The 20932-nt window shown below is 65.6% G+C and carries 19 protein-coding genes; 13 read left to right on the top strand and 6 right to left on the bottom strand.

Annotated features, from left to right (window positions below):
• Positions 1–9: 9 nt before the first annotated feature.
• Genes XI09_RS25580 through XI09_RS25570 form a run of 3 tightly spaced genes read right to left on the bottom strand, consistent with a single transcriptional unit; the run spans position 10 to position 4805 of the window.
• Positions 10–1755 carry an ATP-binding response regulator gene (locus XI09_RS25580; protein ID WP_271569310.1) on the bottom strand — a complete coding sequence of 582 codons (1746 nt, stop codon included), beginning with the start codon at positions 1753–1755 and terminating at the stop codon, positions 10–12.
• Positions 1725–3803 (bottom strand): sensor histidine kinase, encoded by a 2079-nt coding sequence (locus XI09_RS25575; protein WP_271569309.1) that lies wholly within the window; start codon positions 3801–3803, stop codon positions 1725–1727. Before XI09_RS25575 ends, XI09_RS25580 begins: the two co-directional genes overlap by 31 nt.
• A 6-nt stretch (positions 3804–3809) precedes the next feature.
• Positions 3810–4805, bottom strand: coding sequence for a TRAP transporter substrate-binding protein (locus XI09_RS25570; RefSeq protein ID WP_271569308.1), 996 nt, complete (start codon positions 4803–4805; stop codon positions 3810–3812).
• A 188-nt stretch (positions 4806–4993) separates the two neighbouring features.
• Here XI09_RS25570 and ugpB point away from each other — a divergent pair, with 188 nt between their 5' ends.
• The 4 genes from ugpB (at position 4994) to XI09_RS25550 (ending at position 8924) form a co-directional block, all read left to right on the top strand.
• Complete coding sequence (gene ugpB / locus XI09_RS25565) at positions 4994–6334, top strand: sn-glycerol-3-phosphate ABC transporter substrate-binding protein UgpB (RefSeq protein WP_271569333.1); 1341 nt, start codon at positions 4994–4996, stop codon at positions 6332–6334.
• 233 nt (positions 6335–6567) lie between these two features.
• A complete protein-coding gene (locus XI09_RS25560; RefSeq protein WP_271569307.1) occupies positions 6568–7599 on the top strand; it encodes a M4 family metallopeptidase in 1032 nt (343 codons plus the stop codon).
• A 47-nt stretch (positions 7600–7646) separates the two neighbouring features.
• Positions 7647–7922, top strand: a complete 276-nt coding sequence (locus XI09_RS25555; protein ID WP_271569306.1) for a protealysin inhibitor emfourin — start codon at positions 7647–7649, stop codon at positions 7920–7922.
• Between the two features lie 24 nt (positions 7923–7946).
• The gene (locus tag XI09_RS25550) at positions 7947–8924 is read left to right on the top strand and encodes an aminoglycoside phosphotransferase family protein (protein WP_271569332.1); all 978 of its coding nucleotides are present in this window, start codon (positions 7947–7949) and stop codon (positions 8922–8924) included.
• Between the two features lie 42 nt (positions 8925–8966).
• On the opposite strand, the gene XI09_RS25545 is transcribed toward XI09_RS25550, so the two are convergent.
• The 3 genes from XI09_RS25545 to XI09_RS25535 are packed head-to-tail and all read right to left on the bottom strand — an operon-like array spanning position 8967 to position 10501.
• Positions 8967–9422, bottom strand: a complete 456-nt coding sequence (locus XI09_RS25545) for a hypothetical protein (RefSeq protein ID WP_271569305.1) — start codon at positions 9420–9422, stop codon at positions 8967–8969.
• Between the two features lie 40 nt (positions 9423–9462).
• Positions 9463–9945: a hypothetical protein gene (locus tag XI09_RS25540; RefSeq protein ID WP_271569304.1), complete on the bottom strand. Its 483-nt coding sequence runs from the start codon at positions 9943–9945 to the stop codon at positions 9463–9465.
• 10 nt (positions 9946–9955) lie between these two features.
• Positions 9956–10501 carry a hypothetical protein gene (locus XI09_RS25535; protein WP_271569303.1) on the bottom strand — a complete coding sequence of 182 codons (546 nt, stop codon included), beginning with the start codon at positions 10499–10501 and terminating at the stop codon, positions 9956–9958.
• Positions 10502–10725: 224 nt separating this feature from the next.
• Here XI09_RS25535 and XI09_RS25530 point away from each other — a divergent pair, with 224 nt between their 5' ends.
• The 9 genes from XI09_RS25530 to XI09_RS25490 all read left to right on the top strand — a co-directional run bounded on the left by XI09_RS25530 (position 10726) and on the right by XI09_RS25490 (position 20789).
• A complete protein-coding gene (locus XI09_RS25530; RefSeq protein ID WP_271569302.1) occupies positions 10726–12099 on the top strand; it encodes a caspase family protein in 1374 nt (457 codons plus the stop codon).
• 220 nt (positions 12100–12319) lie between these two features.
• Positions 12320–13942, top strand: a complete 1623-nt coding sequence (locus XI09_RS25525; protein ID WP_271569301.1) for an ABC transporter substrate-binding protein — start codon at positions 12320–12322, stop codon at positions 13940–13942.
• Between the two features lie 138 nt (positions 13943–14080).
• Complete coding sequence (locus tag XI09_RS25520; protein WP_271569300.1) at positions 14081–15094, top strand: ABC transporter permease; 1014 nt, start codon at positions 14081–14083, stop codon at positions 15092–15094.
• 3 nt (positions 15095–15097) lie between these two features.
• A complete protein-coding gene (locus XI09_RS25515; protein WP_271569299.1) occupies positions 15098–15997 on the top strand; it encodes an ABC transporter permease in 900 nt (299 codons plus the stop codon).
• 290 nt (positions 15998–16287) lie between these two features.
• Positions 16288–18069 carry a dipeptide ABC transporter ATP-binding protein gene (locus XI09_RS25510; RefSeq protein ID WP_271569298.1) on the top strand — a complete coding sequence of 594 codons (1782 nt, stop codon included), beginning with the start codon at positions 16288–16290 and terminating at the stop codon, positions 18067–18069.
• Between the two features lie 17 nt (positions 18070–18086).
• A complete protein-coding gene (locus tag XI09_RS25505) occupies positions 18087–18266 on the top strand; it encodes a DUF4089 domain-containing protein (RefSeq protein WP_028148078.1) in 180 nt (59 codons plus the stop codon).
• A gap of 7 nt (positions 18267–18273) precedes the next feature.
• Entirely contained in the window at positions 18274–19668 is a 1395-nt protein-coding gene (locus XI09_RS25500; protein WP_271569297.1) for an AtzE family amidohydrolase, read from the top strand.
• 1 nt (position 19669) lies between these two features.
• Positions 19670–20062: an oxalurate catabolism protein HpxZ gene (gene hpxZ, locus XI09_RS25495; protein ID WP_025576623.1), complete on the top strand. Its 393-nt coding sequence runs from the start codon at positions 19670–19672 to the stop codon at positions 20060–20062.
• A gap of 4 nt (positions 20063–20066) precedes the next feature.
• Positions 20067–20789 (top strand): GntR family transcriptional regulator, encoded by a 723-nt coding sequence (locus XI09_RS25490; RefSeq protein WP_028172700.1) that lies wholly within the window; start codon positions 20067–20069, stop codon positions 20787–20789.
• The last annotated feature ends 143 nt before the right edge of the window (positions 20790–20932 follow it).

Here is a 20932-nt window from a genome sequence, read left to right as displayed (position 1 = left end):
GTCTCTAAGTCACGGCAGTTCGGTCGCAGGGAGGGTGATGGTGAAGGTCGAGCCCCTGCCGGGGCCGTCGCTGTCGGCGGTCACCTCGCCGCCATGCATGTCGATAATACGCTTGACGATGGAAAGCCCAAGCCCCGTCGAGCTCTCGCCGGCGGTCGGTTTTGCCGACAGCCGCTGGAACCGGCCGAACAGGCGGCCGAGATCCTCCGGCGACAGGCCGGCGCCCTCGTCGCTGACGCGGACGATGGTGTCGCTGCCCTCATGGGTGACGGCCACGCTGATCTTGCCGCCGACCGGTGAGTACTTGATGGCGTTGCTGATGAGGTTGTCGATCGCCTCGCGGATGCGGTCGGTGTCGCACATGGTGACGATGTTGGACGGCGCGGCGAGGCTGATCGCCTGCTGCTTGTTGACGGCGAGCGGCTGGTTGGCCTCGGCGACCTCCTTGACCAGGGCGGCGACGTCGACCGGCTCGCGGCGGATGGTGATGTCGAAAGCATCCGCCATCGCGTCCGAGATCAGGTGATCGACCATCGTGGTCAGGCGCTTGGTGGCGTCGCGGATGTGATCGACCTGGGCGACCACGCCGCCGGACGAGGCGCCGGTCGAGATCAGCTCCTTCAGCATCTCGGTGCGGCCGAGGATGACGCCGAGCGGATTCTTCAGATCGTGCGCGACGGTGCCCAGAATCTCGTTCTTGAAGCCGTTGGCGCGCTGCAGCCGCAGCCATTGCGCCGAGAGGCGGCGGTTGGCCTGCATCAGGGCGCGGGTGCGCTGGGCGACGCGGTCTTCCAGCTGCGTGTTGGCGTCCTGGAGCTGCTGATAGAGGATGACGTTGTCGAAGGCGATCGAGAGCCGGCTGGAGAAGATCTCGACCAGCGAGCGGTCGGTCTCGGACAGCTCGCGCTCGGCCTGGAGCAGCACCACCACCTCGCGGCCGCTTCCGGTGCGCAAGTAGATCACGCTGCGGTGGTCGGCGAATTCGTTCTTGCGGCGCTGGAAGGCGGCCTCCACCATCTCGCGCAGATCGGGGTCGAGCGCCTTCGACGTCGTGGTGCCGATGAAGCGGCTGTAGCAGCCGCTGCCGGCGAGCACCGAGAGCTCGGGGTCGACGCCGCCATTGTCGCGCAGGACCAGTATGCCGGCGCAATCGACATTGAGCAGCGAGGCGAGCTGGGTCAGCACGCCCTCGGCGAGCCGCTGCATCGACTTGAAGTCGTACAGCGTCGAGGCTGCGTCGATGATGATCTCGAGCCCGCGCCGCGTCTGCACCATGCGCTCGAGCTGCTGATAGGAGCGCAGCGCCGCGGTCAGCGAGGTGAACAGCTTGTCGGCGGTGAGCTCGGTCTTGGCCTTGTAGTCGTTGATGTCGTACTGCACGATCACGCGCCGCTCGGGCGCCTGGCCGGGCTGGCCGGTGCGCAGGATGATGCGCACGGTCTCGTTCCTGATCTCGTTGCGGATGAACTCGACCAGCTCGAGGCCGGCGACGTCGGTCTCCATGATGACGTCGAGCAGCACCGCGGCGATGTCGCTGTGCGCGGCCATCAGCTTGCGACCTTCGGCCGCGGAATAGGCGGAGAGTATCTCCAGGCCCTGGCCGTTGAGGCTGTAGTCGGACAGCGCGAAGCGGGTGCCGTCATGCACGGCCGGATCGTCGTCGATGACGGCGATCTTCCATTTCCGGGCGTCCGTATCCTCCGACGCGGTACCGGTGTCGTCGATCAGGTGGAGGACATCGTCCTGTTCGGCCATTGAGAAGTCCCGTCAGTCTCTGTGCTTTGCGCGCCGCCCTTGGCGACCCGGGGCATGATAATGCGAAAAGTGGTGCCTTGTCCCAGCTTGGATTCCAGCATCATCCGCCCGCCGAGCTGCTGGGTGACGAGGTTATAGACGATATGGAGGCCAAGTCCCGTACCACCTTCATTGCGCCGGGTGGTAAAGAATGGGTCAAAGGCCTGGCGCTGCACGTCCGGGGTCATGCCGGCCCCGTCATCGGTGAAGATGATCTCGATGTCGTCGGCCCCGCGCGGCCGCGCCGAGATCGTGATCGTGCCGGCGCGCCCGTCAGCGAAGGCGTGGTTGGCGGCGTTGAGGAAGAGATTGGTCAGGATCTGGCCGTAGGAGCCGGGATAGCCGTCGAGCAATAGTCCCTCGGGCACGTCGACCTGGAGCGTGATCGGCGAGCGCTTCAGCACCGGGCGCAGGCTGGCGATGATCTGGTCGGTGGCTTCGCTCAAGCTGAACTGCCGCCGCTCGGCATGCGAGCGGTCCACCGCGACCTGCTTGAACGACTGGATCAGTTCGCCGGCGCGCTGGAGATTGGCGACGAGCTGCTGCGAGGCATCGCGCGAGGCCTGCACGAACTCCTCCAGCTGCGAGCGGCGCAGGCCGCCCTCGCCCTTGAGCTGCGCCTCGAAGATCTCGCTGCGCCGGGCAAAGCTGGATGCAACGGTGAGGCTGATGCCGATCGGGTTGTTGACCTCGTGCGCGACGCCGGCGACGAGGCCGCCCAGCGCTGCGAGCCGCTCGGCGTCGATCAGATTCTGCTGCGCGGTGTTGAGCTCGAGCAGCGCGCTCTCGGCCTTTTCCTTGGAGGCACGCAGCTCGTCCTCGGTCTCACGCTTTGCGATCGCGTTCTCGCGGAACACTTCGACCGCGCGCGCCATGGCTCCGACCTCGTCTCGCGCGCGCGTGCCCTGCACCTCGCGGCCGAGGTCGCCGAGCGTGATCGCGCGCATCGCCGCCATGATCTGCTGGAGCGGCAGGCGGATCGACAATGCGATCAGCACGCCGGCGGTGAGGATGATGCCGAGGAAGATCACCGCGATCGACAGCACGCGCCGCGAAATATCCGCCAGCGTGCGGTCGAACGTCTCCTGCGCCTTCTGCTCGCGCTGGCGCATCTTGGTGGAGAGGTCGTCGATGGCGCCGATCGCCTCGGCCTGGCTGGCGTCGATGGTGTTGCGCAGCAGCTCGGTGCGGCTCGTCAGCTGCTCGGAGAGTTTTGCAAAACCCTCGCGCAGCGCCATGGTGCGGGCCGCAAGCTTTTGCAGCGCCATGCGCTGGAGGTCGTTGTCGGCGAGGTCGATCATCACGGGGATGGTCTTCTCGATCGTCTCGGTGTTGCGGCGCGCGTCGTCGGCCGCGCCTGACGACAGCGACAGATAGTAGGAATTGGCCGCGACCAGCATCGCGGTGAAGGCCTCGCGCGACTTGCCGAGCGAGGGCCAGATCAGCGCGTCGCGATGGCCGGTGGCGCCTTCGATGATGGAGTAGAGGCCCGCCATGTCCCTGGCCGGGCCCTGCACCTGGTCCTCGTAGGTCTTGGCGATGGTGGCCTGGACGCTGCGCAGCTCGCCAAAACCGTTGAGGAAGCGGTCGGTGGTGCGCTCCAGCTCCTCGACCGAGCCTGACAGCATCGGGTCCTTGGCGGCGCGGTTGGTCAGGGTGCCGAGCACCGCCTCGCGCAGCAGCAGGATCTCGGCGAACAGGTCCGGGCTTGGCTGGTTGATGTAGCGGTGGATCAGATTGTGCAGCCGCCCGGTCTCGCTTTCGAGCAGCGCCAGGATCCGGTCGGATTCGCGCACCTGGCGGACGTCGTCCCAGGCCGAGCCCAGCACCTGCGAGCCGTTCCAGATCAGCGCCACCAGCACCACCACCACGGCGGAGTTCAGCGCCGCGATCGACAGGATGCGCCAGCGGATCGGCACCGCGCGGAGCACGCCGACCAGGCGCGCGCGCAGCCGCCCGAGCGGGCCGGGCGGCCTGTCTGCGTGCTCGCTGTGTCCAGGCGCGGCCAACAGGGCTCACTCCACCTTGCGAATGCGTTCGATCAGCGCGGCCGCGGCGGGATCGCGCCCGGCCCTGGCGTAGATCGCCGCCATCGCGTCCTCGAACGGCTTGCGGTCGATATCCCTGACGATACGGACGCCCGCTTCTTCGGCCTTGCGCCGCGACTGCTCCTCGAGGTCGCGCCACTTCTCGCGCATGAATCGGCTGGAGCGCTGCGCGGCTTCCCGGAAGATGGTCTGGTCGTCCGCCGAGAGGCTGCGCCAGGCCTTGAGCGAGATCACCAGCACTTCGGGGCTCATCGTGTGCTCGGTGAGTGCGAGGTAGCCGGCATGTCTGTAATGATCCGTCGTCACGAAAGATGGCCAGTTGTTTTCGGCGCCGTCGATCAGATGATTGGCAAGCCCGGCGAGCACCTGCCCATAGGGCATCTCGACCGGCTCGGCGCCGAGCGAGCGTATCATCTCGCTCATCAACTCCGACTGCTGCACCCGGATCCGCAGGCCCCGGAGGTCTGCGACGTTCGTCACCGGGCGGACGCCGTTGTAGATCGACCGCGCGCCGGAATCGTAGAAGGCGAGCCCGACGAAACCGTAGGGCTCGAAGCTGCCAAGGATCTCGCTGCCAACAGGCCCGTCCAGCACCTTCTGCATGTGCTCAATGGACCGGAACAGGAACGGCATGGCGAGCACGTTCATCGCCGGAACGAAATTGCCGATCAGGGCCACATTGGTCCGGTTGAGGTCGATCGCGCCGGCCCGGGTCTGCTCGATGGTCTCCTTTTCCTCACCGAGCTGGCGGGAGTGGAAAACCTTGATCTCGTGCCGGCCGCCGGTGCGCTCGGCGATCAGCGCGCCCATGTAGCGCAGTGCCTGGACGGTCGGGTAATTCTCGGTCTGGGTGTCGGCGGCGCGAAATTCGCGCGCAACGGCGCTCGTCGCGCAGATGGCGATCAAAAGCGCGACGACAACCACCCCGGTCCGTGAGAGTTCGGCACGGTTCAACACTGGCACACTCAACCCCTCAGTGGTGGAGTCTATGGCGGGACCAAAAGGTTCAATGCAATCTAGCAGATGGTTAAGGGAAGGCCATCCCGCACCACGCCCGCGGGGTGATTGTGCGGCGCGGCCGGCCCTCATTCCCGGTTGAAACTGGAAATGCCGCGCCGTAAGCAGGATATGATCGCCTTTTGCCGCGCGACATGGAAGGGGCCATCGTGATTTCAGCATTGCGCTGTTTGCAGGTCGTTGCCGCCGCCGCGGCCTTCACGTTCACCGCGCAGGCAAACGCCGCCACCGACATCGCGTGGTGGCACGCCATGTCGGGCGAGCTCGGCCGGCAATTGGAAAAGCTCGCCGCCGACTTCAACGCCTCGCAGTCCGATTACCGGATCGTGCCTGCTTACAAGGGCAACTACACCGAGACGGTTACGGCCGCGATCTTCGCCTTCCGCTCGCGCAGCCAGCCCGCGATCGTCCAGGTCAACGAGGTCGCCACCGCGACCATGACCGCGGCCAAGGGCGCGATCTATCCGGTGTTCAGCCTGATGCGGGACCAGGGCGAGCCGTTCTCGCTCAACGACTACCTTCCCGCCGTCTCCGGCTACTACACCGATGCGGCCGGCAATCTGCTGTCGTTCCCGTTCAATTCGTCGACGCCGATCCTCTATTACAACAAGACCATGTTCCGTGACGCGGGCCTCGATCCGGAGACGCCGCCGAGGACGTGGCCGGAGCTCGGCGCGATCGCAAAGCGCCTGCGCGACCGTGGCGCTCCGTGCGGCTTCACCACGTCCTGGCCGTCCTGGATCCACATCGAGAATTTCTCGGCCTTCCACAATCTGCCGCTCGCGACCCGCACCAACGGCTTTGCCGGGCTCGATGCCGAGCTGACCATCAACAATCCTGTCGTCGTCAGGCACGTCGCCCAGCTGGCCGAGTGGCAGAAGACGAAGCTGTTCGACTATGGCGGCCGCGGCCAGTCGGCCGAGCCGCGCTTCCAGAACGGCGAATGCGGCGTCTTCATCGGCTCCTCGGCGACGCGCGCCGACATCAAGGCGAATTCGAAGTTCGAGATCGGCTACGGCATGATGCCGTACTGGCCCGAGGTGAAGGACGCGCCGCAGAACTCGATCATCGGCGGCGCAACGCTGTGGGTGCTGCGTGACCGGCCGCGCGCGGAATACAAGGGCGTGGCGCGGTTCTTCGCCTATCTGTCGCAGCCCGGCGTGCAGGCCGCCTGGCACCAGAACACCGGCTATCTGCCGATCACCCGCGCCGCCTTCGAGCTGACGCGCGCGCAAGGATTCTACGAGCGCAATCCGGGCTCCGCGATCTCGTTCGAGGAGATCACGCTGCATCCGCCGACCGAGAATTCGAAGGGCATCCGGCTCGGCTCCTTCGTGCTGATCCGCGGCGCGATCGAGGACGAGCTGGAGCAGGCCTTTGCCGGCCACAAGAGCGCGCAGGGAGCACTGGATTCGGCGGTCGATCGCGGCAACAAGCTGCTTCGCCAGTTCGAGCGCGCCAGCCCGGAGCGATAGGTGCGCGGTCGCCGCGCCGCGCGCAGCACGTCGCTGCGCCCGCAAACGCGACCGGACATCACCCAATTTGAAGCGGAGCGCGGGCGCCCCCCCGGCGCAACGGGCCGGAGATCCACGTTCTCGAAACAGTGACGCCCGTGTGAGCCACATCACTTGTGCCGCGGGCGCGCAGCGATAATCTTGAGGTTGTTTTACCTATCATTTTTTCGGAAAAGTTGTGATGGAGATCATCTATGCCTTGCTCATGTTGCATCATCCCGAACGACGTTCTGACCAGGCTTTCCCAGGACAAGAAGCTGTCCGCCGTACTTCGCAAGCAGCTCGTCGACACCGTCCAGGTCAGTCATGAACTGCGCGAATTGCGGACACAGACGGCGAAATTGACCAACGTCGTGGCGGCGCGCGCCGCCGGTTTGGTCACGCTGGCCGCGGCGCCGACCGTCACGGTCTACGACTGCAAGCACACGCAGACGCTGCCGGGGACGCCCGTGCCGAAGCCGAAGACGTCCTCGGACGGCTCCGTCAAGCGCACCTTCAACCAGACCACCAAGGTGGCCAAGTTCTACCAGCAGGTCTTCAACCGGAATTCGATCGACGATCACGGCATGACCATGATGTCGTCGGTTCATTTCGGCGAGAAGTACAACAACGCGATGTGGAACGGGTCGCAGATGATCTATGGCGACGGCGACGGCAGCATCTTCGTCGACTTCACCCGGGGCAACGACGTCATCGGCCACGAGCTGACCCATGGCGTGACCCAGCACAGCCTCCAGCTCGCCTATAGCGGCGATGCCGGCGGCCTGAACGAGAGCATCTCCGACTGTTTCGGCTCGATGTTCCGGCAGTGGGAGGCCAAGCAGGATGTCAAGAAGGCCGACTGGCTGATCGGGCGCGACATCATGGGGACGGGGGCCAAGAAGAAGGGGTTCACCTGCCTGCGCGACATGGCCGATCCCGCCGCCAAGCACTGCCTGGCGCCGCAGCCGACCAAATATTCGCAAGTGACGCCCGGCATGGACCCGCATTACGCGAGCGGGCCGCCGAACCTCGCCTTCTACACGGCCTGCGCGACGCTTGGCGGATACAGTTGGGCCAAGATCGGGCAGGTGTGGTACCATTCGCTCACCGGTTTCGGGCCGATGCCGAACATGACGATGAAGGCCTTCGCGGCGCGGACCCGGCAGGGTGCCCACACGTTGTATCCTGGCGATGCCGCAGTCCTCGCCGCCGTCGACACCGGATGGAAGAAGGTCGGGCTGTAGGCCGGGTACAGCGCGTCACGAAAAGCGCGTTACGAAAGGAAGGAAGCGTGGATCGCCTGAAGATCGAGCGCGTCGGAGGGTTGGCCGGCTTCGGCGGCCCTCACCTCAAGAGCCGCGGTGAAGTGGCGTTGTCGGATCTGTCGGCCGCCGATCAGAAGACGGTGGAGCAGCTGTTCGCCGATCCGAAGAAGGTCGCTCCCGCGCATCCGGGCCAGGCCGACGCGTTCAGTTACCGGATCACGCGCGGTGCGCAGACGATCGAAGTCCCCGAGCATGCGGTCCCCTCGACCATCAGGAACAGCGTCAAGGATGTCCTGGAATAACACCGGGCGGAGCCGGGCGCTGTGATGGAGGAGACCCTGCCGCCGGATTCCGCCGGTGCCTGGGGATCGTCCGCGTCGACGAGCCTCGATGCCTACCGCGCCTTGCGCGCCGACCGGTCGCGATGGCTGCCGATCGCGCTCGACATCGCGCGGAGCCACGGCCTCGACGTCGGCTCGCCGCAGGTGTTTGTAACCGGCACCAATCTCGTGGTCGGCCTCGGTGCGCACCTGATCCTGAAGATTTTTCCGCCGCTGCTGCGTGCGCAATTCATCTCCGAGCGCGGTTCGCTGGCGCAGCTCGCAGGCCGGCTTCAGGTGCCGATTCCCGAGATCGTCGCAGAAGGCGCGCGCGACGGCTGGCCCTATCTCGTCATCACGCGCCTTGCCGGCACGCTCGGCTCGGAGGTGTGGCCGTCCTTAGCCGAAGACCAGAAGCAGCGCCTGCTGCGCCGGATCGGCGAGACCATCGCGTCCGTGCAGCGCGCGCCTCTTGGTCCTCTCGCAGCAATCGAGCCGCGCTGGGACGAGTTCATGCGCAGGCAGATGCAGGTGTGCCGCGCCAGGCACCGGCGACTCGGCCTTGCGCCCAAATTTCTTGAAGGCCTCGACGATCTCCTGCGCGATGCGGCCCGCCTCATTCCGATGGACGCGCCGCCGGTGATCCTGACCGGCGAATACATTCCGGAGAACTTTCTGCTCGCCTGCGATGACGGGCAATGGTCGCTCGCCGGCCTGTTCGACTTCGGCGACGTGCGGGCGGGGTGGCGCGACTACGACCTGCTCGGCCCCAGCGCCTTCATGGCGGCGGGCCGGCCCGGCCGGGTGCGCAGCCTGCTCGAAGGCTTCGGCTATGCGAAGCCGGACTATGCGCTCAAACGGCGCCTGATGGCCCTGATGCTGCTGCACCACGCCAGCGATCTCAACAGCCATATCTGCATCGAGGGCTGGCAGGACAAGGCGAAGGATCTCGTCGAGCTGCAGGACCTGATCTGGGCGATCTGATTGCACGGGGAGCCGCGACTGCTCCCCGTGGCTTGTCGCCTGCTAACCCTTGGACTGGATCAGTTGGGCCGCCTTGCTCAAGACGCCGATAACGGCGCTGAGCCCGGCCGGATGACCATTGCTGGCGCTGACCTGCTTGACCAGGCTCGCGAACACGGACCGGCACTGGGAAATTGCGGAGAGTGCCTGAGCCTTGTTGCTCGCAGCCCGTAACTGCGAGGCCGCGGTCTGCAACGCGCTACGTGCCTCGGGCGGATCATACCGGTTGAGGGTCCCGCTCATGCGATCCAACACGCCCGCGACGCAGTCGTATAGCACCTTGCCGGCGGTGGCGCTGCACGATTGCAGGCCGGCACTGCCGACGGCGGCGGCCGCGGCGGCTCCGCCTCCGGCGTACGCAGGGCCTGCCGCCGGCACAGCAGCTCCGACCAAGAGCAATACCAAGATGCTGCGCAGGCGCGCCTTCGTCGATCTGATCACGTCAATTCCGCAAGCCATGATGCAGTCCTCCCCTGTGCTATCCCTTGTCCTGTCAGTCCTATCCCTTGGCCTGAATCATTCGCGCCGCCTTCGCCAGCACGCCCGCGATCGACGAAAGTCCGCTGTCGCCCCATCCGGGCACCATCATTCCGTTCGCTGCCTTCACCTGCCGCAGCGCGCCGGCGATGGCGGCCTGACATTGCGTGATGGCGGAAAGCGCCTGCGCCTTGCTGTTCGCCGCGCGGAGCTGGCTGGCGGCCGTCAGCAGCGCCCGTTGCGTCTCGCCGACCCTGATCGAATTGACGTCATTGGCCATGCGCTCGAGCACGTCGGCAACGCAATTGTAAAGCGCCTTGCCCTGGCTGGTGTTGCAGCCGGACAGGCCGGACGTGGCGGTGGCCGCGGCGGCGTTCAGCACCGCCGATGCGGATGCGTCCCGGTCAGGCACCAGCGCCGCCAGCATCGTCAGCATGATCAGCGCCAGCATCCGCAGGCCGGTGCGGCGGAAGCCCCGGCGGGCTCCGAGAATCAGTGTCGTCATGAAAGTCCCCCTATCGCGGCGCTGTTGGCGTCACCGCGTTGCCTACCGTGAATTCGCACGGCACCGTCGTCAGCCTTGGTTCACCCTTAAGCGCGAACAAACGCTCCCACTGTGATCTGCGGCACACGACCCCGCTGGGCGCGTCCTCGACGATGACAACGGCATAGAGCCGGTCGCGCTTCTGGAACGCCTTGATGCTGGTATCCTCGGGAAAGGTCTGGAGCAGCGTGAGTATGCCGTGGCCGCTGTCGGCATCTGCGGCGATGCCCGCAATCCCCGAAATGGCGCGCCATTTGCCGCCCTCGATCGTTGCGCCGATGAAGGTGCCTTCGGTCACCGTGTTCTGGAGGATCTTCTGCTTGAGGAAATCAGGGCCGAGCTCGCCGCTCTGGCGTAGCCGGTTCTTCAGGCTCGGCGAATAGAAGATCTTGTCGGTGCCGCCCTGAAACACGATGGTCGTGCCTTCAGGCCCGCCCGCGATCAGGTTCTGGAATTCGCGCCCGCTCAGCACGCCCGCCGATGCCGGCGCGGGCAGGACCGCCGGCGCAACAGCCATCGCGAGCAGGCACAGGACCGGTCGGGATATCGAGCGGGGATTTTGACGGGGCATGGAGGGTGAAATCGATTTTTGAAAGTTCAATCTTAGATGTTGCGCAGGTCACTCGTCAATTTGATGAAGCCTGCGGTCGCCGCCCAACATGACAGGTTAACAGCATTTGCGTAACGTCCGGTGCGGATGACGGTGTGATGGTGCAGATGCGAAGAAGTGGTCTTGCGATCTTGGTTGCTATCGCTTTCGCGGTGCTGGCCGCTGCCGACGTGAGCCCCGCTCGTGCCGCGTCGGAGACGCGCAAGCCGGTGGCCGATTCGGCCCCGCGGCTGGCGCTGGTGATTGGCAATGCGCATTACGCCAAGCTCGGCACGCTCGCCAATCCCGGGCGCGATGCCGGGCTGATCGCGGACAGGCTGCGCCAGACCGGCTTCGAGGTCACTTCAGTTGCCGACCGCGACCTGAAAAGCCTTTCGCAGGACGTCGAGGAGTTTGCGCAGAAGGTGAAGGCGCGCGGTCCCTCGACCGTCGCCGTGCTCTATTATGCAGGCCACGGCGTCGAGAACGACGGTGCCAACTACCTCGTGCCCGTCAATGCCGACATCAAGAAGCGCGCCGATATCGTGCCGCAATCCCTCAGTGTCAAGCGCGTCGCCGATCGCCTGTCGAGCGCGGGAAATGCGCTCAACATCCTCATCGTCGATGCCTGCCGCGACAATCCGTTTCCGCCTGCTGTCGCTGCAAGTGCGGCCGGGCTGGTGCCGATGGGCGCCGTCTACGGCGTGTTCATTGCGTCAGCCACCGGCTCGGGAAAGACCGCATTCGACGGCGAGGACGGCCACAGTCCCTACACCAGGGCGCTCGCGGAAGCGATGATCGTACCTGGCGAGCGGCTGGAGGACGTCTTCAAGAGCGTGCGCCGTCAGGTGCGGCTTGCCACCGGCGAGCAGCAGATCCCCTGGGAGTCCACCTCGCTCGAACTCGACTTCTTCTTCGTGCCGCCGCCGCCCCCGCCAAGCCAGGCCGCGCAATTGCTCGCCGCCGCAAAGGAGACGGGCAATGTCGCGCTCTACGATCTCCTGATCGACCGCTTCCCGGCGAGCCCGGAAGCCATCGAGGCGCGCGCGGCCGCCGCCGCATTGAGAAAGGGTGCGTCCACCGGCGGGCCCGCCGCCGCCTCACTGGTGCTCGATCGCGCGCGGCAGACGCGCACGCCCGAAGCTTATGACCTTGTCGCCGCGCTGTTTCCGGACACGCCCGAGGCTGACGAGGCGCGCGGTGCGGCCTCACGCCTGCGCGAGATCACGGTGCTCGACAGCGCCGGGCCGATCTATGAGGGCCGCGAACTGGTGCAGCTGATTCAGGCGCAACTGGCGCGGCTCGATTGTTTCGCCGGGGAGCAGGGCGGGACGTTCGACACTGCCACCATCCAGGGCCTGCGCCGCGCCTCGCAGCTCTCCGACGAGCGCTTCCTCTGGTACCGGCCGACCATGGCAGCGCTACGCGCGCTAAAGAAGGTCGACAGCCAGGACGGCTGCGCCAGGCAGAAGACGGTCGCGGCGCCACGCTGCCTGCGGGTCAACAACGAGGACTTCTGCCAGTAGCGCTCACCAAATAGGCTGGCATCCTGCTTAGTTTATTTTTTGAGCAAATGTGTATCTTTGTATGCAATGCCTTCGATCTGGGCTTCTGTCGACGGTTAGGCATAGAGCTATATTCATTTGTAATTACAATATACTAGTCGCTTAATAAGCTCCCGTTAAGCTCTGGCACGAACCTTGCGAATCCAGTTCCAACCAGAAACTTTTGTGTTGGAGCGATTTCATGAAGCGCCGCGATTTCCTCAAGTCCGTTTCCGGATTGGCCGCTGGCGCGGCGCTTCCGGCCATGCCGTCGGTGATCTCCTCGGCCAAGGCTGATGCGCGTTCGGAGACGCTCCTGATCGTCTCCGAAGGCGGCCCCAACAATCTCGACATCCACGGCGTCGGCACCAACGTGCCCGGCTATGAGGTGTCCTGGAATTGCTACGACCGCCTGATCAGCCACGAGATGAAGAGCGGTCCCGGCGGCGTGCCCTATTACGACCGCGACAAGTTCAAGGGCGAGCTCGCCGAGGACATGAAGATCGGCGACATGTCGGTCACCTTCAAGCTGAAGAAGAACGCCAAATTCCACGACGGCGCGCCTGTCACCGCCAAGGACGTGAAGTGGTCGCTCGACCGCGCCGTCAGCGTCGGCGGCTTCCCGACCTTCCAGATGAGCGCGGGCTCGCTGACCAAGCCCGAGCAGTTCGTCGTGGTCGACGACGCAACGGTGCGGGTCGATTTCGCCAAGAAGGACAGGCTGACGATTCCCGACCTCGCCGTCATCGTGCCCTGCATCGTCAATTCCGAGTTGGTGAAGAAGAACGCCAGCGAGAAGGACCCCTGGGGTCTCGAATATACGAAACAGCAGACCGCGGGCTCCGGCGCCTACAAGGTGACGAAGTGGACCGCGGGCACCGAAGTCATCATGGAGCGCAACGAGGATTGGGTCGGCGGTCCCTTGCCGAAGATCAAGCGCGTGATCTGGCGCATGGTGCCGCAGGCCGGCAACCGCCGTGCGCTCTTGGAGCGCGGCGACGCCGACATCTCCTACGAGCTGCCGTTCAAGGATTTCCAGGAGATGAAGGCGAGCGGCAAGCTCAACGTGGTGTCGCTGCCGTTCTCCAACGGCATCCAGTATATCGGCATGAACGTCACCAAGCCGCCGTTCGACAACGTCAAGGTGCGGCAGGCCATCGCCTATGCGCTGCCCTACCAGAAGATCATGGACGCGGTGCTGTTCGGGCTCGGCAATCCCATGTTCGGCGCCGCCAAGGACAAGCCGACGGAAGTCGCCTGGCCGCAGCAGCACAAATACAACACCGACATGGAGAAGGCGAAGGCGCTTCTCGCCGAGGCCGGCTACGCCAACGGCTTCGAGACCACGATCTCGTTCGACCTCAATTTCGCCGGCGTCAACGAGCCGCTCTGCGTGCTGGTGCAGGAATCACTCGCCCAGCTCGGCATCAAGACCACCATCAACAAGGTGCCCGGCGCCAACTGGCGCACCGAATTGAACAAGAAGGAGATGCCGCTCTTCACCAACGTGTTCTCGGGCTGGCTCGATTACCCCGAGTACTTCTTCTACTGGTGCTATCACGGCAACAATTCCGTCTTCAACACCATGAGCTACAAGTCAGCGGAGATGGACAAGCTGATCGACGGCGCGCGCGTTGCGGCCGCAAGCGGCGACACCGCGACCTACGACACCGACGTGAAGGGCTTCGTCGATCTCGCCTACGCCGACGTCCCGCGCATCCCGCTGTACCAGCCCTTCGTCAACGTCGCGATGCAGAAGAACATCAGCGGCTACCAATACTGGTTCCACCGCCGCCTCGATTACCGCGCGATGGCGAAGGGGTGAGATAGGCGAGTAGGGAGTGGCGGGCTGGCGAATGGCGAATAGGGAGTAGCGAATGGTGATCAAACATCGCGGCCTTCATCCATTCGCCATTCGCTATTCGCCATTCGCGTGGCCGGTGCAGATCAAGGGATCCGCTGCATGTTAACAATGATCGGCAAGCGCCTGATGTTCGCGATCCCCTCGCTCATCGGCGTCGTCATCGTCACCTTCCTGCTGACGCGCGCGCTGCCGGGCGATCCCGCCGCGTATTTCGCCGGTCCCGCGGCGACGAAGGAGGCCGTCGAGCAGATCCGGAAAAAACTCGGCCTCGACCGGCCGCTGATCGAGCAGTTCTTCCGCTACACCAACGACCTCGCCCATGGCGATTTCGGCAACTCGCTCACCACGGGCCAGCCGGTCGCGGCCGAGATCCGCAACCGCCTGCCGGCGTCCGCCGAACTGACGCTGCTCGGCCTCATCGTCTCGGTCGTCATCGCCATTCCGCTCGGCGTGCTGGCGGCAACGCGGCCGGGATCATGGGTCGATCACCTCTGTCGGGTCACGACCACGGCCGGCGTGTCGCTGCCGGTGTTCTTCACCGGCCTCGTTCTCGTTTACGTCTTCTATTTCCGGCTCGGCTGGTCGCCGGCGCCGCTCGGTCGCCTCGACGTGTTCTACAGCGCGCCGCCGACGGTGACCGGCTTCTATCTGATCGACACGCTGATCGCGCGCGACTTGGAGGCGTTCCGCTCGGCGCTGAGCCAGCTCATCTTGCCGGCGACGACGCTCGCGATCTTCTCGTTGGCCCCGATCGCGCGCATGACGCGCGCCTCGATGCTCGCGGTGCTCGCTTCCGAATTTGTCCGCACCGCGCGCGCCAGCGGCCTGTCTCCGGCCACCGTCATCGTCACCTACGCCTTCCGCAACGCGATGCTGCCTGTGATCACCACGCTCAGCATGGTGTTCTCGTTCCTGCTCGGTGCCAACGTGCTGGTGGAAAAAGTGTTCGCCTGGCCTGGTATCGGCTCCTATGCGGTGGAAGCGCTGATCTCGTCGGACTTCGCGCCGGTGCAGGGTTTCGTGCTGACCATGGCGGTCATGTACGTGCTGCTCAATCTCGTGATCGACATTTTGTACGGCGTAATCGATCCGCGCGTCAGGTTGGAGGGCTAAATCATGAGCTCCGTTGCGCCTGCTGTTGAACCCGTTGGTCCTGCACGCACCTCGGGACTCGTCGCAATCCTCGAACAGACCCGCTACGTTCTCGGCGAGAACAAGGTCACGGGCTTCGCTTTCGCGCTGCTGATCGTGATCCTCATTGCCGCGATCTTCGGTCCCTATGTGGTGCCGTATGATCCGCTTGCCTCCGATACCGCGGCGGCGCTGAAGCCGCCCTCGGCCGCACACTGGTTCGGGACCGATCAGCTCGGCCGCGACATCTTCAGCCGCGTCGTCGTCGCGACGCGCCTCGATACCTTCATCGCGATCGCTTCCGTCGTGCTGGTGTTTCTGATGGGCGGCCTCGCCGGCATTGCGGCGGGCTATTTCGGCGGCTGGACCGATCGCATCGTCGGCCGCATCGCCGACACCATCATGGCCTTCCCGCTGTTCGTGCTCGCGATGGGCATCGTCGCCGCGCTCGGCAACACCGTGCAGAACATCATTCTGGCCACCGCCATCGTGAACTTCCCGCTCTATGCGCGCGTCGCGCGTGCGGAGGCCAACGTCCGCCGCAATGCCGGCTTCGTGCAGGCGGCGCGGCTGTCGGGCAACGGCGAATTCCGCATCCTGCTGGTGCATATCCTGCCCAACATCATGCCGATCATGATCGTGCAGATGTCGCTGACCATGGGCTACGCCATCCTCAACGCCGCCGGCCTGTCCTTCATCGGCCTCGGCGTCCGTCCGCCGACCGCCGAATGGGGCATCATGGTCGCGGAAGGCGCCGGCTTCATGGTGTCAGGCGAATGGTGGATCGCGCTGTTCCCGGGCCTTGCTTTGATGATCGCCGTGTTCTGCTTCAACCTCCTCGGCGACGGCCTGCGCGACATCGTCGACCCGCAGCGGAGGACGTGAGCGATGGTTTGCGTCGATTGCGAGCAGCGGAGCGCGCAGCTCACATGTGAGGAGGGCACCATCCTCTCATTCCCTCCCCCCTTGCGGGGGAGGGGCAGGGAGGGGGGTAGCCACGAACTCCGACCTTGCTTGGGGCCACCCCCCTCCCCAACCCTCCCCCGCAAGGGGGGAGGGAGCGAGAGAGGTGTGCCCGCCTCACACGCAAATTTCCCGCTGAAATTCTCCAATGATTCCAATGCCATTCTACTGTGCATGGGGTTGTTTTCGCCATTTTTGATCGGGAGGCCCTCATGACCGCCCAGCCCCTGCTCGACGTCCAGGACCTCACGGTCGAATTCACCACCCGCCGCGGCATCGTGAAAGCGGTGCAGCACGTCAACATCTCCGTCGCCAAGGGCGAGACGCTCGCAATCGTCGGCGAGTCCGGCTCCGGCAAGTCGGTGACCTCCTACGCGGTGATGCGCATCCTCGACCGGGCGGGGCGGATCGCCGAGGGCTCGGTGATTTTCTCGGGTATCGACGTGAAGGCGGCATCGGAAGACCAGATGCGCGATCTGCGCGGCCGCGAAGTCTCGATGATCTTCCAGAACCCGCGTGCGGCACTGAACCCGATCCGCAAGGTGGGCGACCAGATCGAGGACGTGCTGCGCACCCATGTGCAGCAGGCGATGGTTTCGGACCACGGAGAAAAGGCGATCGAGGCGCTGGAGCAGGTCAAGATCGCCCGTCCGCGCGAGCGCTACCACGCCTATCCGTTCGAACTGTCCGGCGGCATGTGCCAGCGCGTCGTCATCGCGCTCGCGCTGGCCTGCAACCCGCAACTGCTGATCGCGGACGAGCCGACCACCGGCCTCGACGTCACCACGCAGAAGGCGGTGATGGACCTGATCGTCGAGCTGACCAAGCGCCGCGCGATGTCGACCATCCTGATCACCCACGATCTCGGTCTCGCGGCAGCCTATTGCGACCGCGTCGTGGTGATGGAGAAGGGCCGGGTGGTCGAGACCGCGAAAGCCGCCGACATCTTCGCCAATCCGCAGCATCCCTACACCAAGAAGCTGATGCGAGCGACGCCGCGGCTCGGCGTGAGCTTGCGGGATCTGCTGCCGGAGGAGGAGGGGGCTTCCCAATCCGCAGCCGTCATGGCCGGGCCTGACCCGGCCATCCATCACGCTTCGCAAGACTCGTCTCAATCGATGGACCCCCGGGTCAAGCCCGGGGGTGACGAGACTTCGAAACCCCTTCTCCTCATCGATAAGCTGGTCAAGGAGTATCCCCGCCAGGGCGCCACCGCCGTGCTCGGAAAACTGTTCGGCCGCAAGCCGGCGCCGGAGCCGGATGTGTTCCGCGCCGTCGACGGCATCAGCTTCTCGATCGGCCATGGCGAGAGCGTCGGCCTCGTCGGCGAATCCGGCTGCGGCAAATCGACCACCTCGATGATGGTGATGCGCCTGCTGGACCAGACCTCCGGCCTGATCCAGTTCGACGGCGAGGACATCGGCGGCATCGCGCCCGCCTCGTTTGCCCGGCTGCCCCAGCGCAGCCGCATCCAGATGGTGTTCCAGGACCCGACCGACAGCCTCAACCCGCGCTTCACCGCCGCGCGCGCCATCGCCGACCCGATCATGCAGCTCGGCGACGTCAGGGGCCGTGACGCGCTCCGCGCCCGCTGCGAGGAGCTGGCCACCATGGTCGGCCTGCCGCACAATCTGCTCGACCGCTTCCCGCACCAATTGTCCGGGGGCCAGAAGGCCCGCGTCGGCATCGCCCGTGCCATTGCCCTGCATCCGAAACTCGTCATTCTCGACGAGCCGACCGCGGCGCTCGACGTCTCGGTCCAGGCCGTGGTCCTCAACCTGCTCCAGGACCTCAAGGCGCGGCTAGGTATGAGCTATCTGTTCGTCTCGCATGATTTGAACGTAGTGCGCTTGTTGTGCGATCGTGTCATTGTGATGCGGACGGGTCGAATCGTCGAGGAAGGCTCTTCCGAGCAGGTCTTGAGCGATCCGCAGGACGACTACACCAAGGAGCTGCTGACGGCGATCCCGCATCCGCCGTTGCCGGTGCATTGAGATTGTTTGGGAGCGTGATGGCCGAGCCGCTGGACGACTATATCGACGCTGTTTCCAAGGCGCTGGCACTGCCGGTCGAGGAGGCCTGGAGGCCGGCGGTTCGCGCCAATCTCGAAGTCTCGCTGCGGCTCGGCCGCCTCGTCGACGAATTCGCGCTGCCGGACGAGACCGAGCCGGCGCCGATCTTCACCGTCTGACGTCGCCATGACCACCAAGCCAGAGATGAGTGCTGCCGATATCGCCAAGGCGGTGGCGGGCGGCAAGATGTCCGCCCTCGCTGCCACCGAAGCCGCGCTTGCGCGCATCAAGCAGCACGACACCATCCTCAATTCCTTCACCGACGTCACCGCCGAGCGCGCCCGCGCCAAGGCGCGTGCGATCGACGCCGACATTGCCGCCGGCAAGGAGGTCGGCCCGCTCGCCGGTGTGCCCTTCGCGGTGAAGAACCTGTTCGACGTCGCGGGCCTGCCGACGCGTGCCGGCTCGAAGATCAACCGCGATCTCGCGCCCGCCAGGCGCGATGCCACCTTGATCGAGCGGATGGAAGCGGCCGGCGCGGTTCTGGTCGGCGCGCTCAACATGGGCGAATACGCCTACGACTTCACCGGCGAGAACGTCCATGACGGTCCCTCGCGCAATCCGCACGACACGACGCGGATGAGCGGCGGCTCGTCCGGCGGTTCGGGGAGCGCCGTCGGCGGCGCGCTGGTGCCGGTCGCGCTGGGCTCGGACACCAACGGCTCCATCCGCGTGCCGTCCTCGTTCTGCGGCATTTTTGGTTTGAAGCCGACCTATGGCCGGCTGTCGCGCGCGCGGTCGTTTCCGTTCGTCGCGAGCTTCGATCATCTCGGTCCGTTCGCGCGCTCCGTCACCGATCTCGCGCTCGCCTACGACGCGATGCAGGGGCCGGATGCCGACGATGCCGCCTGCACCACACGCGGTCTGGAGCCGACGGTGCCGCTGCTCGCCAATCCGGTTTCGGACCTGCGCATCGCGATCGCCGGCGGTTACTTCCAGAAGAACGTGTTTCCCGAGGCGGTCGAAGCCGTCGGCCGCGTCGCCAGGGCGCTCGGCGCGACGCAAATCGTCGAGGTGCCCGAAGCCGCCCGCGCCCGCGCGGCGGCTTACGTCATCTCCACCACGGAAGGCGCCTCGCTGCATCTCGATCGCCTGCGCAAGCGCCCGAACGATTTCGATCCCGCCGTGCGCGACCGGCTGATCGCGGGCGCCATGGTGCCGGCGCCGCTGGTGGACCGCGCGCAGAAATTCCGCCGCTGGTATCGCGCGCAGTTTTCCGAGATCTTCAAGTCGGTCGACGTGCTGCTCGCACCGGCAACGCCGTGCACCGCGCCGAAGCTGGGGCAGGTGAACTTCAATCTCGACGGCGTCGAATTGCCGGTGCGCGCCAATATCGGCATCCACACCCAACCGATCTCCTTCATCGGACTACCCGTCGTTGCCGTGCCGGTGCCGCTCGAGCCGCTGCCGATCGGCGTGCAGATCATCGCCGCGCCCTGGCGCGAGGACATCGCGCTGCGCGTCGCGCATGCATTGGAACGGATGGGCGTCGTATCCGCGCCTGCCCCGAGAGGATTCTGAGATGGAGATCGACCTCCCCGACGTGATCGCGGAAGTGAAAGCCGCGTTCGATCGCTATGAGCAGGCCCTCGTCACCAACGATGTCGCCGTGCTCGGCGAGCTGTTCCGCAACGATCCCCGCACGCTGCGCTACGGCATCGGCGAGAACCTCTATGGCTATGAGGCGATCTCCGGCTTTCGCGCCGGCCGCTCGCCGGTCGGCCTCAACCGTCGCACCGCGAAGACCGTCATCAGCAGCTATGGCCGCGACACGGCCGTGGCGTCCACCCTGTTCTATCGCGACACGGCGCCCGGCAAGGTCGGCCGGCAGATGCAGACCTGGATTCGCTTCCCGGAGGGCTGGCGCGTCGTCGCCGCCCATGTCAGCATCATCGACGAGTCGAAAGAGACCTGATCGAATGACGCTTGACGACCTTCCGCAGGGAACACTGCCGGCCGAGCCGGTGGTGCCGCGCGTCGACCGGGCACTGCCGTCGGTGCAAAAGGTCACGCGTGCCGAGGAGCTGCGACTTCAGCTTGCCGACGAGATCGTGCGCGGAGCGCTGGCTCCCGGCTCGCCGCTGGACGAGACCGACATCGCGCGGCGTTTCAACGTCTCGCGCACGCCGGTGCGCGAGGCGCTGCGCCAGCTGGTGGCGAGCGGCCTCGTCGAGGCACGGCCGCATCGCGGCGCGGTGGTGGCGCAGCCGTCGATCGAACGGCTGAAGAGCATGTTCGAGGCGATGGCGGAGCTCGAGGCGCTGTGCGCCGGCCTTGCCGCCGAGCGCATGTCCGCCGCTGAGCGCCACGGCCTGGAGGCGATCCACGAAGAGCTGCGTGTCCTCAGCTACACCGGCAATCCCGATCGTTTTCACGAGGTCAACGAGCGCTTCCACAACGCGATCTATGCGGGCTCGCAGAACGGCTATATCGCCGAGATCACGCTGGCGACGCGCGTGCGCGTGCAGCCGTTCCGCCGTGCCCAGTTCCGCAACCTCGGCCGTCTCGCCAAATCGCAAGCCGAGCACGACCGCGTCGTCGTCGCCATCATGCGCGGCGACAAGCAGGGCGCCGCCGCCGCCATGCGTGCGCATATCGAGCTGGTGCGCGGGGAGTACGAGATCTACGCGGTGTCGGTGTAGGGCACGACAGTCGCCACACACTCGCTGTCGTCCCCGCGAAGGCGGGGACCCATAACCACAGGGAGTAGTGTGAGGGAAAGTTCCCACTCCGAGTCATCGCATAACGACTTCCTGTGGGTATGGGTCCCGGATCGGCGCTCCGC

Origin of the sequence: Bradyrhizobium sp. CCBAU 11386, from assembly GCF_028128955.1 — a bacterium.
Classification (GTDB): Bacteria; Pseudomonadota; Alphaproteobacteria; order Rhizobiales; family Xanthobacteraceae; genus Bradyrhizobium.
This window is presented reverse-complemented; position numbering and strand designations above follow the sequence as displayed.

Coding starts and splice junctions, on each gene's coding strand:
- XI09_RS25510 (WP_271569298.1), top strand. CDS start 16,288: ATGACCGCCCAGCCCCTGCTCGACGTCCAGGACCTCACGGTCGAATTC.
- XI09_RS25540 (WP_271569304.1), bottom strand. CDS start 9,945: ATGACGACACTGATTCTCGGAGCCCGCCGGGGCTTCCGCCGCACCGGC.
- XI09_RS25515 (WP_271569299.1), top strand. CDS start 15,098: ATGAGCTCCGTTGCGCCTGCTGTTGAACCCGTTGGTCCTGCACGCACC.
- XI09_RS25520 (WP_271569300.1), top strand. CDS start 14,081: ATGTTAACAATGATCGGCAAGCGCCTGATGTTCGCGATCCCCTCGCTC.
- ugpB (WP_271569333.1), top strand. CDS start 4,994: ATGGAAGGGGCCATCGTGATTTCAGCATTGCGCTGTTTGCAGGTCGTT.
- XI09_RS25505 (WP_028148078.1), top strand. CDS start 18,087: ATGGCCGAGCCGCTGGACGACTATATCGACGCTGTTTCCAAGGCGCTG.
- XI09_RS25560 (WP_271569307.1), top strand. CDS start 6,568: ATGCCTTGCTCATGTTGCATCATCCCGAACGACGTTCTGACCAGGCTT.
- XI09_RS25535 (WP_271569303.1), bottom strand. CDS start 10,501: ATGGCTGTTGCGCCGGCGGTCCTGCCCGCGCCGGCATCGGCGGGCGTG.
- XI09_RS25580 (WP_271569310.1), bottom strand. CDS start 1,755: ATGGCCGAACAGGACGATGTCCTCCACCTGATCGACGACACCGGTACC.
- XI09_RS25545 (WP_271569305.1), bottom strand. CDS start 9,422: ATGGCTTGCGGAATTGACGTGATCAGATCGACGAAGGCGCGCCTGCGC.
- XI09_RS25490 (WP_028172700.1), top strand. CDS start 20,067: ATGACGCTTGACGACCTTCCGCAGGGAACACTGCCGGCCGAGCCGGTG.
- XI09_RS25550 (WP_271569332.1), top strand. CDS start 7,947: ATGGAGGAGACCCTGCCGCCGGATTCCGCCGGTGCCTGGGGATCGTCC.
- hpxZ (WP_025576623.1), top strand. CDS start 19,670: ATGGAGATCGACCTCCCCGACGTGATCGCGGAAGTGAAAGCCGCGTTC.
- XI09_RS25500 (WP_271569297.1), top strand. CDS start 18,274: ATGACCACCAAGCCAGAGATGAGTGCTGCCGATATCGCCAAGGCGGTG.
- XI09_RS25525 (WP_271569301.1), top strand. CDS start 12,320: ATGAAGCGCCGCGATTTCCTCAAGTCCGTTTCCGGATTGGCCGCTGGC.